10 protein-coding genes are annotated in these 14,656 nt (G+C 75.9%); 8 read left to right on the forward strand and 2 right to left on the reverse strand.

What is annotated here, in order from left to right:
* The first annotated feature begins 3 nt into the window (after window positions 1-3).
* The 6 genes from gatA (at window position 4) to QSK52_RS07855 (ending at window position 7,499) form a co-directional block, all read left to right on the forward strand.
* The gene (gene gatA / locus QSK52_RS07830; protein ID WP_285735042.1) at window positions 4-1,497 is read left to right on the forward strand and encodes an Asp-tRNA(Asn)/Glu-tRNA(Gln) amidotransferase subunit GatA; all 1,494 of its coding nucleotides are present in this window, start codon (window positions 4-6) and stop codon (window positions 1,495-1,497) included.
* Window positions 1,494-1,733: a hypothetical protein gene (locus QSK52_RS07835; RefSeq protein ID WP_176190080.1), complete on the forward strand. Its 240-nt coding sequence runs from the start codon at window positions 1,494-1,496 to the stop codon at window positions 1,731-1,733. The genes gatA and QSK52_RS07835 overlap by 4 nt, the downstream gene beginning before the upstream one ends.
* A gap of 26 nt (window positions 1,734-1,759) precedes the next feature.
* A complete protein-coding gene (gene gatB, locus QSK52_RS07840) occupies window positions 1,760-3,262 on the forward strand; it encodes an Asp-tRNA(Asn)/Glu-tRNA(Gln) amidotransferase subunit GatB (RefSeq protein WP_285735046.1) in 1,503 nt (500 codons plus the stop codon).
* A 245-nt stretch (window positions 3,263-3,507) separates the two neighbouring features.
* A complete protein-coding gene (locus tag QSK52_RS07845; RefSeq protein ID WP_285735048.1) occupies window positions 3,508-3,711 on the forward strand; it encodes a hypothetical protein in 204 nt (67 codons plus the stop codon).
* Between the two features lie 74 nt (window positions 3,712-3,785).
* Window positions 3,786-6,815 carry a helix-turn-helix transcriptional regulator gene (locus tag QSK52_RS07850; protein WP_285735050.1) on the forward strand — a complete coding sequence of 1,010 codons (3,030 nt, stop codon included), beginning with the start codon at window positions 3,786-3,788 and terminating at the stop codon, window positions 6,813-6,815.
* A 78-nt stretch (window positions 6,816-6,893) separates the two neighbouring features.
* Window positions 6,894-7,499 (forward strand): response regulator transcription factor, encoded by a 606-nt coding sequence (locus tag QSK52_RS07855; RefSeq protein WP_285735053.1) that lies wholly within the window; start codon window positions 6,894-6,896, stop codon window positions 7,497-7,499.
* A 22-nt stretch (window positions 7,500-7,521) separates the two neighbouring features.
* On the opposite strand, the gene QSK52_RS07860 is transcribed toward QSK52_RS07855, so the two are convergent.
* Together QSK52_RS07860 and QSK52_RS07865 are read right to left on the reverse strand one after the other, a co-directional pair.
* Window positions 7,522-8,775 (reverse strand): sensor histidine kinase, encoded by a 1,254-nt coding sequence (locus QSK52_RS07860; RefSeq protein WP_285735055.1) that lies wholly within the window; start codon window positions 8,773-8,775, stop codon window positions 7,522-7,524.
* 80 nt (window positions 8,776-8,855) lie between these two features.
* Window positions 8,856-9,986 carry a hypothetical protein gene (locus tag QSK52_RS07865; protein ID WP_285735058.1) on the reverse strand — a complete coding sequence of 377 codons (1,131 nt, stop codon included), beginning with the start codon at window positions 9,984-9,986 and terminating at the stop codon, window positions 8,856-8,858.
* 565 nt (window positions 9,987-10,551) lie between these two features.
* Between QSK52_RS07865 and QSK52_RS07870 the strand changes: the two genes are divergently transcribed.
* Window positions 10,552-13,515, forward strand: a complete 2,964-nt coding sequence (locus tag QSK52_RS07870) for a putative bifunctional diguanylate cyclase/phosphodiesterase (RefSeq protein WP_285735060.1) — start codon at window positions 10,552-10,554, stop codon at window positions 13,513-13,515.
* Between the two features lie 276 nt (window positions 13,516-13,791).
* A partial coding sequence (locus tag QSK52_RS07875; RefSeq protein WP_285735062.1) for a thiamine pyrophosphate-binding protein occupies window positions 13,792-14,656 on the forward strand: 865 nt, incomplete at its 3' end.

A 14,656-nucleotide genomic window follows, 5' to 3' on the forward strand; every position in this document is an offset into this window, starting at 1 on the left:
GAGATGACCGAGCTGATCAAGTACACGGCGGCCGAGACGGCCGCCGCGATCGCCAAGGGCGAGGTCACGGCGGTCGAGGTCGCCCGGGCGCACCTGGACCGGATCGACGCCGTCGACAAGAAGGTCAACGCCTTCCTGCACGTCGACCACGAGGGCGCGCTCGCCGCGGCCCGCGCCGTCGACGCCAAGCGCGCCTCCGGCGCCGAGCTGGGCCCGCTCGCGGGCGTGCCGCTCGCGCTCAAGGACGTCTTCACCACCCGGGGCATGCCGACCACCTGCGGGTCGAAGATCCTGGAGGGCTGGGTCCCGCCGTACGACGCGACCCTGACGAAGCGCCTGAAGGACGCCGACGTCGTCATCCTCGGCAAGACCAACATGGACGAGTTCGCGATGGGCTCCTCCACCGAGAACTCCGCCTACGGCCCGACCGGCAACCCGTGGGACCTCACCCGCATCCCCGGCGGCTCCGGCGGCGGCTCGGCGGCCGCGCTGGCCGCCTTCGAGGCCCCGCTGGCGATCGGCACCGACACCGGCGGCTCGATCCGCCAGCCCGGCGCCGTCACCGGCACCGTCGGCGTCAAGCCCACCTACGGCTCGGTGTCCCGCTACGGCCTGGTCGCCTTCTCCTCCTCGCTCGACCAGGGCGGCCCGTGCGCCCGCACCGTGCTCGACACGGCGCTGCTGCACGAGGCCATCGCCGGGCACGACCCGCTGGACTCCACCTCCATCGACGCCCCCGTCCCCGACGTGGTCGCCGCCGCGCGGACGCGCGACGTGCGCGGCATGCGGATCGGCGTGGTCAAGGAGTTCGCCGGCGAGGGCTACCAGGCGGGCGTCATGCAGCGCTTCGAGGAGTCCGTCGCGCTGCTGCGCGAGCTGGGCGCCGAGGTGGTCGAGGTCTCCTGCCCGTCCTTCACCCTGGCGCTGCCCGCGTACTACCTGATCGCCCCGTCCGAGGCGTCCTCGAACCTCGCCCGGTTCGACGCCATGCGCTACGGCCTGCGGGTCGGCGACGACGGCACCCGCTCCGCCGAGCAGGTCACCGCGCTCACCCGCGAGGCCGGCTTCGGCCCCGAGGTCAAGCGCCGCATCATCCTCGGCACCTACGCGCTGTCCTCCGGCTACTACGACGCCTACTACGGCTCGGCGCAGAAGGTCCGCACCCTGATCTCGCGGGACTTCGACGCCGCCTTCGCGGGCGTGGACGTGCTGGTCTCCCCGACCACCCCGACCACGGCATTCCCGATCGGCGAACGGGCAGACGACCCGATGGCGATGTACCTCGCCGACCTGTGCACCATTCCCTCGAACCTGGCGGGCAACGCGGCCATGTCGCTGCCCTGCGGGCTCGCCCCGGAGGACAATCTCCCGGTCGGCCTGCAGATCATCGCCCCCGCGATGGCGGACGACCGCCTCTACCGCGTGGGCGGCGCCGTCGAGGCCGCGCTCAACGACAAGTGGGGCCACGCCCTGCTGGAGGAGGCACCGGCACTGTGAGCAAGATCGAGAAGGCCAAGGGCTGGAAGCACTCGAAGCCCGGCCTGTGGCTGTCCATCGGCACCAGCGCCTTCGGCGCCGTCTCCATCGCCAAGGACGTCCGCAAGGCCCGCGAGGAGAACGACACCCTCAAGCTGGTCAACGCCCTGGTCGGCGTCGCCGCCCTGATCACCGGCACCGCACTCCTCGTCCGCGAGCTCAAGCGTCTCGGCGACGACGACGTCCTGCTCGGCTGAACACCCATGATGGAAGAAGGGACGCTGTGAGCGTCATGAGCCTGGTCTCCTACGAGGAGGCTCTCGCCTCGTACGACCCGGTGATGGGCCTTGAGGTCCACGTCGAGCTGGGTACCAAGACCAAGATGTTCTGCGGCTGCTCCACCGAGCTGGGCGCGGACCCGAACTCGCAGACCTGCCCGACCTGCCTGGGCCTGCCCGGGTCGCTGCCGGTGGTCAACGCCGTCGGCGTGGAGTCGGCGGTCCGGATCGGTCTCGCGCTGAACTGCGAGATCGCCGAGTGGTGCCGCTTCGCCCGGAAGAACTACTTCTACCCGGACATGCCGAAGAACTTCCAGACCAGCCAGTACGACGAGCCGATCGCCTTCAACGGCTACCTCGACGTGCAGCTGGAGGACGGCGAGGTCTTCCGGGTGGAGATCGAGCGCGCCCACATGGAGGAGGACACCGGCAAGTCCACCCACGTCGGCGGCGCCACCGGCCGCATCCACGGCGCCGAGTACTCGCTGCTGGACTACAACCGGGCCGGCATCCCGCTGATCGAGATCGTCACCAAGCCGATCGAGGGCGCGGGCCACCGGGCGCCGGAGGTCGCGAAGGCGTACGTGGCCGAGCTGCGCGAGCTGATCCGGGCGCTGGGCGTCTCCGAGGCCCGGATGGACAAGGGCCAGATGCGCTGCGACGTCAACCTGTCGCTGCGCCCCAACGGCACCTCGACGTTCGGCACCCGCAGCGAGACCAAGAACGTCAACTCGCTGCGCAGCGTCGAGCGGGCCGCCCGGTTCGAGATCCAGCGGCACGCCACCGTCCTCACCGACGGCGGCACCATCGTCCAGGAGACCCGGCACTTCCACGAGGACGACGGCACCACCACGGCCGGCCGGATCAAGGACAACGCCGAGGACTACCGGTACTTCCCCGAGCCCGACCTGGTGCCGGTCGCCCCGGCCCGGGAGTGGGTCGAGGAGCTGCGGGCCTCGCTGCCCGAGCTGCCGCGGGTCCGCCGGGCCCGGCTGCAGGCCGAGTGGGGCCTGAGCGACAAGGACATGCAGTCGGTGCTCAACGCCGGTGCGGTGGAGCCGATCTCGGAGACCATCGCGGCCGGCGCCCCCGCCGACCAGGCCCGCAAGTGGTGGATGGGCGAGCTGGCGCGGCGCGCCAACGAGACCGGCACCGAGCTGTCCGAGCAGCCGATCACCCCGGCCCAGGTCGCCCGGGTGTGCGCGCTGGTCGCCGAGGGCAAGCTCAACGACAAGCTGGCCCGCCAGGTCATCGAGGGCGTCCTCGCCGGCGAGGGCGAGCCGGACGACGTGGTCGCCGGGCGCGGCCTGGCCGTCGTCTCGGACGACTCGGCGCTCGGCGCGGCCGTCGACCAGGCCATCGCCGACAACCCGGACGTCGCCGCGAAGATCCGCGACGGCAAGGTCCAGGCGGTGGGCGCGCTGGTCGGCGCGGTCATGAAGACCACCCGCGGGCAGGCCGACGCGGCCCGGGTCAAGGACCTCATCCTGGAGCGGCTTGCCGCGTGAGGATCATCAAGCGCAGCCTGGAGAAGCTCGCCTGAGGAGCCTGAGGAGCCTGAGGAAGTCCTAGGACGCCGCGGAGGGCCTAAGGAGGCTCCTTAGGCCCGCCGCGCACGGTGCCCGTCCCCGGGAGGGGGCGGGCACCGGTGTTTTCCCCGCCCGGGGCCCGCGGAGATCGGGCAGGCTCCCGATGTGGCGCACCCCCCTGGGAGCGGAGGCTGGACACCAGCAGACGACGAGGGGAAGACACCGTGTACGAGTACGAGATGTTCAAGGTGCGGGAACGCGAACTGCACGGCCGGGCCGCCGCCGAGCGGCTGGCCCGCGAGGCGGCCGGCGCCCGCACCGGGTTGGTCGAGCGGGTGGTGCGGGCGGTCCGCCGGGAGGGCGCGCCGCGCGTCAAGTCGGTTGCGGAGAAGGGCCGTTCGGCCGCAGCGGCCGGCTGCGCCGGATGACCGGCGGGCCCGGCCCGTCCGCGGACCGGGATAACCGTTCGGCGGGGTCCGAGGGCTGTGGCATGCTCGCGGACATGGAGCAGACAGTCAGCCCGGTCTTCGTCGGACGCGGTCGGGAGACCGGCCTGCTCGGCGCGGCCCTGGGCCGGGCGGGGGCGGGGGAGCCGCAGGCCGTGCTGGTCGGCGGCGAGGCGGGGGTCGGCAAGACCCGGCTGGTCGAGGAGTTCCTGGCGCAGGCCGAGGCGGACGGGGCGGTGACCGCGCTCGGCGCCTGCCTGGAGGTCGGCGCCGAGGGCCTCCCGTACGCCCCGCTCTCGGCCGCGCTGCGCCGCCTGCACCGGCGGCTCGGGCCGGAGCTGGACGCGGCCGCGGCCGGGCTGGAGGGCCACCTCGCCCGGCTGCTGCCGGACTTCGGGGAGGCCGACGGGGAGGGCAACGACGAGTACGGCCGGGCCCGGCTGTTCGAGCACACCGCCCGGATGTTCGAGCGGCTGACCGAGGGCCGGACGCTGGTCCTCGCCGTCGAGGACCTGCACTGGTCCGACCGCTCCACCCGGGAACTGCTCGCCTACCTGGTCCGCACCCTCCACCGCTCCCGGGTGCTGATCGTCGCCACCTACCGCACCGACGACCTGCACCGCCGCCACCCGCTGCGCCCGTTCCTGGCCGAACTGGAGCGGCTGCGCACCGTCCAGCGGCTCGAACTGGAGCGCCTGGACCGGCCCGAGGTGGCCGCCCAACTGGCCGGCATCCTCGGCCCCGACACCCCCGGACGGGACGTGGTGGACCGCATCCACCGCCGCTCCGAGGGCAACCCGTTCTTCGTCGAGGAACTCGCCACCGCCTACCGCAGCGGCTGCCTGGCCTGCGTCACCGAATCGCTGCGCGACATCCTGCTGGTGCGGGTCGAGGCGCTGCCCGAGGAGACCCAGCGGATCGTCCGGATCGCCGCCGAGGGCGGCTCCCGGATCGAGCACGCCCTGCTCGCCGCGGTCGTCGCCGAGAGCGGCGCCGGTGGCGAGGACGCGCTGATATCCGCGCTGCGCACCGCCGTCGGCGCCAACATCCTGCGGCCCGACACCGACGGCGAGGGCTACCGGTTCCGGCACGCGCTGGTCCGCGAGGCGGTCTCCGACGACCTGCTGCCCGGCGAGCGCCAGGGCATCAACCGGCGCTTCGCCACCGTCCTGGAGGCCGACCCGGAACTCGTCCGCGCCGAGCAGCGCACCGCCCGGCTCGCCGACTACTGGTACCACGCCCACCAGCCCGCCCGGGCCCTGCCCGCCGCCCTCGACGCCGCCCGGGACGCCCGCCGCCGCAACGCCTTCGCCGAACAGCTCAAGATGCTCGAACGCGCCCTCGAACTCTGGGACGCCGTCTCCGAGCAGGCCCTCGCCACCACCCTGCGCCCCTACGACTGGGCCGACACCTACCCGCCCTGCGCCTGCGACGACGGCCGGCACGACGGCTGCGACCGCCTCCAACTCGTCGACGTGCTGGCCGAAGCGGTGGTCGCCGCCCGCCGCGCGGGCGACCGCGACCGCGGCCAGAGCCTGGCCCGCCGCGCCCTCTCCCTGGTCGACGAGACCCGCAACCCGCTGCGCGCCGCCTGGTTCCGGCTGCAGCGCGCCAAGATGCTCGACCAGCTCAAGCGCAGCGGCGGCCTGGAGGAGATCCAGTACGCGTACCGGCTGGTGCAGGACCTCGGCCCGTCCGCCGTCCAGGCCGAGGCGCTCGCCCTGGAGGCCGCGCACGGCCTGCTCCGCAACCCCGGCCCCGAAGCCGTCGCCACCGCCGAACGCGCCGTCGCCGTCGCCCGCCAGGCCGGCGCCCCCTCCGTCGAGGTGCACGCCCGGGTCACCCTGGCCGGGCTGCTCGGCGACTTCGACGAGGGCGAACGCGCCGTCGACCTGCTCACCGAGGCCGTCGAACAGGCCCTCCCGCTCGGCAACGACGACGTCCACACCCGCGGCCTCAACAACCTCGCCAGCCTGCTGCTCTCCTACGGCCGCGCCGAGGAGGCCGTCACCGCCGCCCGCACCGGCCTCGACGCCGCCCGCCGCAGCGGACTGCTGCTCAACACCGGCCCCATCCTCACCGGCAACCTCGCCGAGGCCCTGCTCGCCGCGGGCCGCACCGAGGAGGCCGCCGCCGTCCTCGCCGACTGGGACGACAAGCCCGAGGCCGACACCCACGGCGAGTTCATGGACCGCCTGCGCGGCGAACTCGCCCTGCTGCGCGGCGACACCGCCGCGGCCGAGACCCACTGGGCCGCCGCCCACGCCAGCGGCGGCGGCGGCGCCCAACCCCAGCACGTGCTGCCCACCGCCGCCCTCGGCATCCGGCTCGCCGTCCGCCTCGGCCGCCCCGACCAGGCCCGCGCCCGGCTCGCCGAGGCGCTCGACGGCACCGTCCTCGCCGGTCAGGACGGCTACCTGCTCCCGCTGCTCACCCACGCCGCCGAAGCCGAGGCCGACCGGCACCCGCGCACCCCCGAGGGCGAGGCCGCCCTCGCCCGGATCGCCGACCTCGCCGCCCGGCTCAACCCGCGCTGCGCCCTGCACCGCGGCTGGGCCGCCCTGCTCGCCGGAGAACTCGCCCGCGCCGCCGGCCGCCCCACCACCGAGCACCGGCACGCCGCCGTCGCCGAACTGCGCGCCGCCGCCCTGCCCGGCCCGCTCTCGCTCGCCCTGCTGCGCGCCGCCGAGGACACCGCCGCGGCCGGCGACCGCGACCGGGCCGCCGAACTGCTCCGCGAAGCCGCCGAACTCGCCCGCCGCCGCGGCGACCTGACCACCTGCCGGGACGCCGACCTGCTCGCCGACCGGCTCGGCCTCGGCCTCCGCGCCACCCCCGCGCACGGCACCGGCGACGGCCTCGGCCTCGGCCTCACCCCGCGCGAACGGGACGTGCTGCGCCAGCTCACCCTCGGCCGCAGCAACCGGCAGATCGCCGAGCACCTGTTCATCTCGCCGAAGACCGCCAGCGTGCACGTCTCCAACATCCTCGCCAAGCTCGCCGTCGGCGGCCGCGGCGAGGCCGCCGCCCTGGCCCACCGGCTGCGGCTGTTCCCCGAGGAGGAGCCCGCGGCGCACGGCTCCTGACGCCGGGTCGGCCGGTGTCGCTATCGTGGCAGGCTGGTCGGCCGGGTCGGGCCGGACGGGTGAGAGCGGGGGGTCGCGGTGATCCGCATTCTGATGGCCGAGGACGTGCAGGTGCTGCGCAGCGCCCTGGTCGCCCTGCTGAGCCTCGAACCCGACCTGGAGGTGGTGGCCGAGCTCGGCACCGGCGACGAGGTGGTGGCCCGGGCCCGGCAGACCGCGCCCGACGTCGCGGTCCTGGACATCGACCTGCCGGGCACCGACGGCATCACCGCCGCCGGGCAGCTCGCCGAGGCGCTCCCCGGCTGCCGGACGCTGATCCTCACCAGCCTGGGCCGCCCCGGCAACCTGCGCCGGGCGCTGGCCGCCCAGGTCTCCGGGTTCCTGCTGAAGGACATCGAACCGGCCCAACTCGCCGACGCCATCCGGACGGTGGCGGCGGGCGGCCGGGTCGTCGACCCGGTCCTGGCGCTCGCCGCCCTGGACAGCACGCCCTGCCCGCTCACCGAGCGCGAGCGCGAGGTGCTGCGGCAGGCCGCGGAGGGCACCGAGCCCGGGCAGATCGCCGCCGGGCTGCACCTGTCGCCCGGCACCGTCCGCAACTACCTGACCGCGGCGGTCACCAAGCTGAACGCCCGCAACCGGGTGGACGCGATCCGGATCGCCCGGGAGGCGGACTGGCTCTGAGCGCCCCGGGCGGAGGGCGGGTTCAGGCGCCCGCCGCCGCCGGGGCGGGCGTCCGGCGGTCGTCGCCGCCCGCCGCGTCCAGGTCGATCACCGCCTCCAGCACGAACCAGCCGGGCTCCCGCGGGCCCGCCGTCAGCGTGCCGCCCAGCTCGCGCACCCGGGCGGCCAGGTTGCCGATCCCGGAGCCGCCCGCCGCGCCCGCCGCGCTCGCCCCGCCCGCCCCGCCCGCCGTGTCCGGTGCGCCCGCCCCGCCCGGCTCGGCCGGCCGGCCCGGCAGCGGGGCGCCGTCGTTCGCCAGCCGGAACCGGACGGTGCGGCCGTCGCAGACCGCGGAGATCTCGCACCGCTCGACCCCGCTGTGCCGCAGCATGTTGGTCAGCCCCTCCCGCAGCACCGTCGCCAGCACGGTCTCCACCCGCGGCGGCAGCGGCCCGGCCGCCACCCGCACCGAGGCGCGCACCCCCAGCGCGGCCAGCATCGCCCGGGCGCCCTCCGCCTCCGCGCCGAGCGACATCTCGCGGTAGCCGCGGGCCACCGCCCGGACGTCCGCCAGGGCCTGCCGGGAGGTCCGCAGCACGTCCGCCAGCTCCTGCCGGGCCGGGGCGGCCTGCTCGGGCACCAGCCGGTACGCCAGCTCGCACTTCAGGGTGATCGCGGACAGGCTGTAGCCGAGCAGGTCGTGCAGGTCCCGGGCGAAGCGCAGCCGCTCCCGGGCGACCGCCACCGCGGCCAGCTCCGCGCGCGAGCGGTGCACCTCGGCCACCAGGTCGGTCAGCCGGGAGAGGCCGTACACCACCAGGCCGTTGGTGACGGTGGCGACGCTGATGTAGAAGGCGTCGCCGGTGCCGTCGCCGATCCACTGCATCATCAGGTTGCTGGCCACCACCACCGCGGCGAACCCGGCCCACCCGGCGGCCGGGGGCAGCAGCAGGAGCAGCGAGGCCGCCAGGAAGCTCGGCATGCCGATCCACAGCCGCCCGTAGAACTCCACCGGCAGGTAGGTGACCGCGGCCTGCAGCGCCAGGGTGAGCGGCCAGCGGCGCCCCAGCGCGGGCACCTGGCCGGGGAAGGAGTGCGCGAGCTGCAGCACCAGCAGGACGGCCAGCAGGGCCGCCGCCCCGGCCAGCCGCAGCGGGCCCGGGTGCTGCGCCAGCACGTAGGCCAGGGCGACGCCGGTGTAGCCCAGGAACACCAGGACGGTGACCACCACCGCCGTCCGCGGCGCGAGCGTCCGCCCGCCGGGGCCGGACTCCGGCCAGGGCACCTGCTCGTCCACCGTTCCCCCGGGATGGCTCGTACGGGCTCGCTCCGCCCCGGATCGTAACGGGCGCGGGCCGCAGCGGTCCTGCCGGTCCGTCAGCCCGGCGGCCGGTCCGGCGGCCGGTCCGCCCGCGGGGCGTGCAGGGCGAAGCCGCCGAGGCCCGTCTCGGTCGGCCAGTCGAGTCCGAGGGCGCGGGCCGCCGCGTCCGCCCGGTCGGGCGGCAGCGGGCGGGGGGCGAGGCCCGCGGCGGACGCGGCCGGGTGCAGGTGGTGCAGCAGGGCGTCGGCGTCCGTCCGCAGGCGGGCGGGGGCGGGACCGCCGAAGGCGTGGGCGGCGCGGCGGAAGCGGGCGGTGACCAGCAGCAGCGGCGGCGTGCCCGGGGCCGTCCCGAACGGTTCCAGCCGGTGGCGGCGCGGGTCGTAGCGGTGGGCGTCGGGGGCGGCCAGCAGGTAGAGCCCCAGCCGGTACGGGGGCGGGGCGGGCCGTCCGTCCCGTTCGACGGCCAACGGGCGGGCGAGGGAAAGGAGTTCGCCGATCCGGCGGACGGCCGCCGCAGGCAGGCCGGGCCCGGGCGGTCCGGGCGCCGGGGCGGGGGCGGGGGAGAGCACGGCGACCCGGGCGGCCAGCAGGTAGCCGGACGCGGCGCGGAGCAGCTCCGGGGCCGGGGGCGGGGCGTCGGCCGGTGCCGGGCCGCCCAGCGGGCCGAGCAGCCGCACCGCCTCGGCGCGGTGCAGCCGCACCAGGTGGCGGGCGGTCGGCGCCTCCAGCCGCGGCCCGTCGGGGGCCCGGCGCAGCACGGCGGACGGGCACAGTCGGCAGGGCCGTCCGGCGGGGGCCGGGCGCGGGGCGAACGGGACGTCCGGGGCCAGCGGCACCACGCTCAGCAGCGGCGAACCGCCGAGCGCCAGCGAGCGCACCACGCTGCCGCGGATCCGGCGCAGGTCGCGCAGCAGGCGGGCGACGTCCGGGCCGTGCCGCCCCGGCCGGTCGGCCTCCCACAGGCCGGGGAAGCCGGGCAGCACGTTGCCCGGCGCCACCGGCCCGAACGACATCCGCTCCAGCACCCGCCGCAGCACCGGGCCCGGCCGTTCGAACACCACGGCGCCCCAGCGGTCCCGCACGGTCAGCGCGCCGCCGTCCGCCGCCCGCGCGCCCTCCAGCCGGACGTCCTCGTGCAGCGACCAGAGCTCGCCGAGCCGGGGGGCCGCCAGGTCGTCGATGCGCACGGGCCCTCCAGGCGGGACGGGGCGGGGGAGGGGCGCGACCAGTCTGCGGCGGGCCGCGGCCGGACGGCCAGTGCCGGGATCACCTCCCGGGCGTGAGGAATTCACCTCCGGCCCCGGAGGAACGCACGCCCGGTTCGGGAGCCCGGCACTGGTCGCGGGGGCCGCTGCGGCGGGAGTCTGAGGGGGCGGCGGTGCCGGACGGCCCCGCCGCCCCGCGGGCCGGCGCCGGACGGCCCGCGGGCCGCACTCCCCGGGGAGGAACCGCCATGGACATCAGAGCGCTCGGCCCGCTGTTCCCGGGCCGCCCGAGCGTCGGGCCGATCCGCCGGCTGATCGCCCGTCAGCCGCCGCGGGAGGCGGGCTGACGGCCCCGGAGCGACCCCGCGACGGCCGCCCCGGCCACCCCCGCGCCTGCGCCGAACGGGCGATCCCCGGCCCGACCCGCTCCGCGCCACCTGCGGTTCATTACTCTAAGTTGAGAGTGCGTGCCAGTGCGTGACCACAGTGGTGTAGGGTCCGGAGCGGGAACACCGGTACGGCCGCGGGCCGGAGGGGGAGATGTCGATTGAACTCCACCGAGTCGGCGCCGCCTGCCCGAACCCCGTTCCGCCGCTGGATCGCCGGGCTGCTCGTGCTGCTCTGCGCCGGGTACGCCGCGGGCGCCGCGGTCAGCTGGGGTTCCAACGAACTCGCGCTGGTGATGGGGGACTTCGGTCTCGCCGGGGCGGCCCTCGCGGCCGCCCTGTCCTGTCTCGCGCACGGCATCGCGGTGGGGGGCCACACCCGCCCGGCCTGGCTGCTGTTCGGGCTCTCCTCGGCCATGGTCGCGTTCGGCAACGGCGCCTGGGGCTGGTACGAGGTGGTGCTGCAGCGGCCGCTGCCCCAGGACTCCTCCGCCGACTACGCCTTCCTGCTGTTCGCCCCGCTGGCCATCACCGGCCTGCTGGTGCTGGCCCAGCGCCCGCGCACCCCCGCGGGCTGGCTCTGCCTGCTGCTGGACGGCTGGCTGGTGGCCGGTTCGCTGTTCACGCTCAGCTGGAGCCTGGCGCTGGGCCGGGTCGCGGCGGGCGACGGGGACGACCCGCTGAAGCTGGCCCTCGCCCTCGGCTACCCGGTGCTGGACATCCTGCTGGTCAGCCTGGTGGTCGGCCTGCGCTTCCGCGGCCGGGACGGCAACCGGGCCGCCGTGCACACCGCGATGATCGGCCTGGCGCTGACCGTGGTCTGCGACGCGCTGTTCACCACCCCGCAGTTCCACAGCGACTACCACTCCGGCGAACTGCTGGACGCGGGCTGGTTCGCCGGTTCGCTGCTGCTGGCCTGGGCGCCCTGGCAGCACGGCCGCCGCCCGTCCCGCCAGCACCCGTCCACCCAGGGCCTGCCGCGCCGCCGGGTGGCCTCCACGTTCAGCGCGCTCACCCCGTACGCCGCCGCCGCCGTCTGCACCGCCGGGATCCTCTACAACGCGCTCGGCGGCCGCCCGCTGGACCGGGTGATGCTGGCCGCCGCCAGCACGGTCGGCCTGGCGCTGATCGTCCGGCAGGGCGTGATGCTGCTGGACAACCTCTCGCTGGCGCAGGAACTCGCCACCAAGGAGGCGCACTTCCGCTCCCTGGTGCAGGGCTCCAGCGACGTCATCATGATCGCCGGGCCGTCCGGGGCGCTGTCCTACGTCAGCCCCGCCGCGCTGCGGGTCTACAACCGCGATCCGGAGGACCTGGTCGGCGGCAACCTGCTCAACCTGGTCCACCCGGAGGACGTCGACCGGGTGCTGGCCGAGGTCCGCCGGATCCTGGCCCGCACCAGGGGCGCCCGGTTCAGCAACGGCGAGCCCTCCGCCCGGGTCGAGTGCCGGATCCGCTCCGGCGAGGGGGAGTGGCTGCACGTGGAGTCCACCGTCAACCCGTACCGCGACGGCCTGATCCTCAACAGCCGCGACATCACCGAACGCGTCCGCCTGCAGGCCCAGTTGCAGCACAACGCGTTCCACGACCCGCTCACCGACCTGCCCAACCGCGCGCTGTTCGCGAACCGGGTCCGGGCCGCGCTCTGCGCGCAGGGGCCGGTCGGCACCGCCGTCGCCGTGCTCTTCCTCGACCTGGACGGCTTCAAGGCGGTCAACGACACCGCCGGGCACCAGGTCGGCGACGAACTGCTGGTGCAGGCCGCCCGCCGCCTGCAGTCGGCCGTCCGCAGCGAGGACACCGTGGCCCGGTTCGGCGGCGACGAGTTCGCCGTGCTGGTGCGCGGGCGGCTCGGCCACCCGCAGGTCCGCGACCTGGCCGAGCGGATCCGCGGCGCGCTCTCCGAGCCGTACTGGATCGGCGGCGCCGAACTGGGCGTCGCCGCCTCCATCGGCATCGCCTTCGGCCCGGACGCCCCGCTGCCGCTGCCGGTGCCCGAGGGCGCCCCCGCCGCCCCCGAGGGCGCCGGTGAGGCCGGGGATGCCGCCGGGGCCGCCGCCGACGAACTGCTCCGCAACGCCGACCTGGCGATGTACCGGGCCAAGTCCAGCGGCAAGGGCCGGGTGGTGCTCTACACCCCGGCGATGCGGGCCGAGCTCGACCGCCGCAGCGAGCTGGAGGAGCGGCTGCGGGCGGCCGTCCGGGAGGGTTCCTTCGCGCTGCTGCACCAGCCGGTGGTGGAACTCGCCGGGGGCTGCCTCACCGGCGTCGAGGCGCAGGCCCGCTGGCGCTCGGCCGACGGACTGCTGCTCACCCCGGCCGAGTTCCTGCGCACCGCCGACTCCGGCGACGCCGCCACCCGCTTCACCCGCTGGCTGCTCACCGAGGCCGTCGCCGCCGCCGCCCGCCGCCGCGCCGACGGCCCCGCCGCCCCGCCCGTCCCGGTGACCGTCCGGCTCGCCGCCGAACGGATCTGCGCCCCCGGCATGTACGAGACCCTGGCCGGGGCGCTGCGCGACACCGGGCTGCCGCCCGACCTGCTGGTCGTCGAGGTCGCCAGGACCGGGCCGGACGCGCTGGCCGACGAACTCGGCCGCCGCCTCGCCGCGCTGCGCCGCCTCGGGGTCTCCACCGCGCTCGCCGGGTTCGGCGCCGGGGCCGGCTCGCTCGCCGCCCTCGTCCGGCTGCCGTTCGACGCGCTCAAGCTCGACCGCACCCTCGTCCAGGACGTCGCCGACTCCCCCCTCACCCGCGCCCTGGCCGGGCACGCGCTGCGGCTGGCCCGCGACCTCGGCCTGGTCACCGGCGCCGACGGCGTCGACCACCCCCGGCAGGTCGCCGTCCTGCAGGAGCTGGGCTGCCGCCGCGGCCAGGGGCTGGCCTTCGACCGGCCGCTGGACGAACTGCGGCTGCGCCGCGCCCTGCTGCGCCGCGGCTACCCGGTGCCGCGCCAGCCCCAGGGCGGTCCGGGCCGCCGTCCGCTGCGCACCCCCGACCCGCGGACGGGCAGCCTGGCCGAGGCCCGCCCCGGCCCCCCGCACACCGGCCCGGACCTGCCGCAACGGCACGCCGTGGGCGGTCCGAGCGGCGGCCCGCATGGTGAGACGGCGGTCCCACCAGCTTGACACCCGCCACTGCGTGGGAGGAAGGTCGGTGCCATGACCACCCGAATTCTCGTACTTGGCGGGCGCGTCGGCTGAACAGCAGCCCGACGCGCCTCCCCCTCGCATGCCCATGGCACGAGGGGTTTTTTGTTGCACGAATCCTGGTGGGCCACCGCACCACAACTGGCCTCGACCACCTGAAATCCGGACGATTGAGGCAGAGCCGGAGACCGGCCGGGGACCGTCCAGCGGCCCGGACCGGCGCCCCCCGAGCAGAACCCGAGAAGAGACAGGCAGATGACTGAGCACGCCGCAACCCCCCGCCGCGGGGACCACCCGGCCGCGCACGCTCCGGGTCCCCAGACCACCGAGACCATGACCGGCGCGCAGTCGCTCATCCGCTCGCTCGAGGCCGTGGGCGCCGACACGGTGTTCGGCATCCCGGGCGGTGCGATCCTGCCCGCGTACGACCCGCTGATGGACTCCACCAAGGTCCGTCACATCCTGGTCCGGCACGAGCAGGGCGCGGGCCACGCCGCGACCGGCTACGCGCAGGCCACCGGCCGGGTCGGCGTCTGCATGGCGACCTCCGGCCCGGGCGCGACCAACCTGGTCACCCCGATCGCCGACGCGTACATGGACTCGGTGCCGATCGTCGCGATCACCGGCCAGGTCGCCTCCAAGGCGATCGGCACGGACGCCTTCCAGGAGGCGGACATCTGCGGCATCACGATGCCGATCACCAAGCACAACTACCTGGTCACCGACCCGGCCGAGATCCCCCGGGTGATCGCCGAGGCCTTCCACATCGCCGCCACCGGCCGCCCCGGCCCGGTCCTGGTCGACATCGCCAAGGACGCCCTGCAGGCGCAGACCGTCTTCCGCTGGCCGGCCGAGGCCGCGCTGCCCGGCTACCGCCCCGTCACCAAGCCGCACGCCAAGCAGATCCGGGAGGCCGCGAAGCTGCTGGTGAACGCCAGGCGCCCGGTGCTGTACGTCGGCGGCGGCGTGCTGAAGGCCAACGCCGGAGCCGAGCTGCGGATCCTGGCCGAGCTGACCGGCGCCCCCGTCATCACCACCCTGATGGCCATCGGCGTCTTCCCCGACAGCCACCCCCAGCACCTGGGCATGCCCGGCATGCACGGCTCCGTCCCCGCCGTCA

Source organism: Kitasatospora phosalacinea (genome assembly GCF_030268885.1).
In the GTDB taxonomy this organism is placed as follows: domain Bacteria; phylum Actinomycetota; class Actinomycetes; order Streptomycetales; family Streptomycetaceae; genus Kitasatospora; species Kitasatospora phosalacinea_C.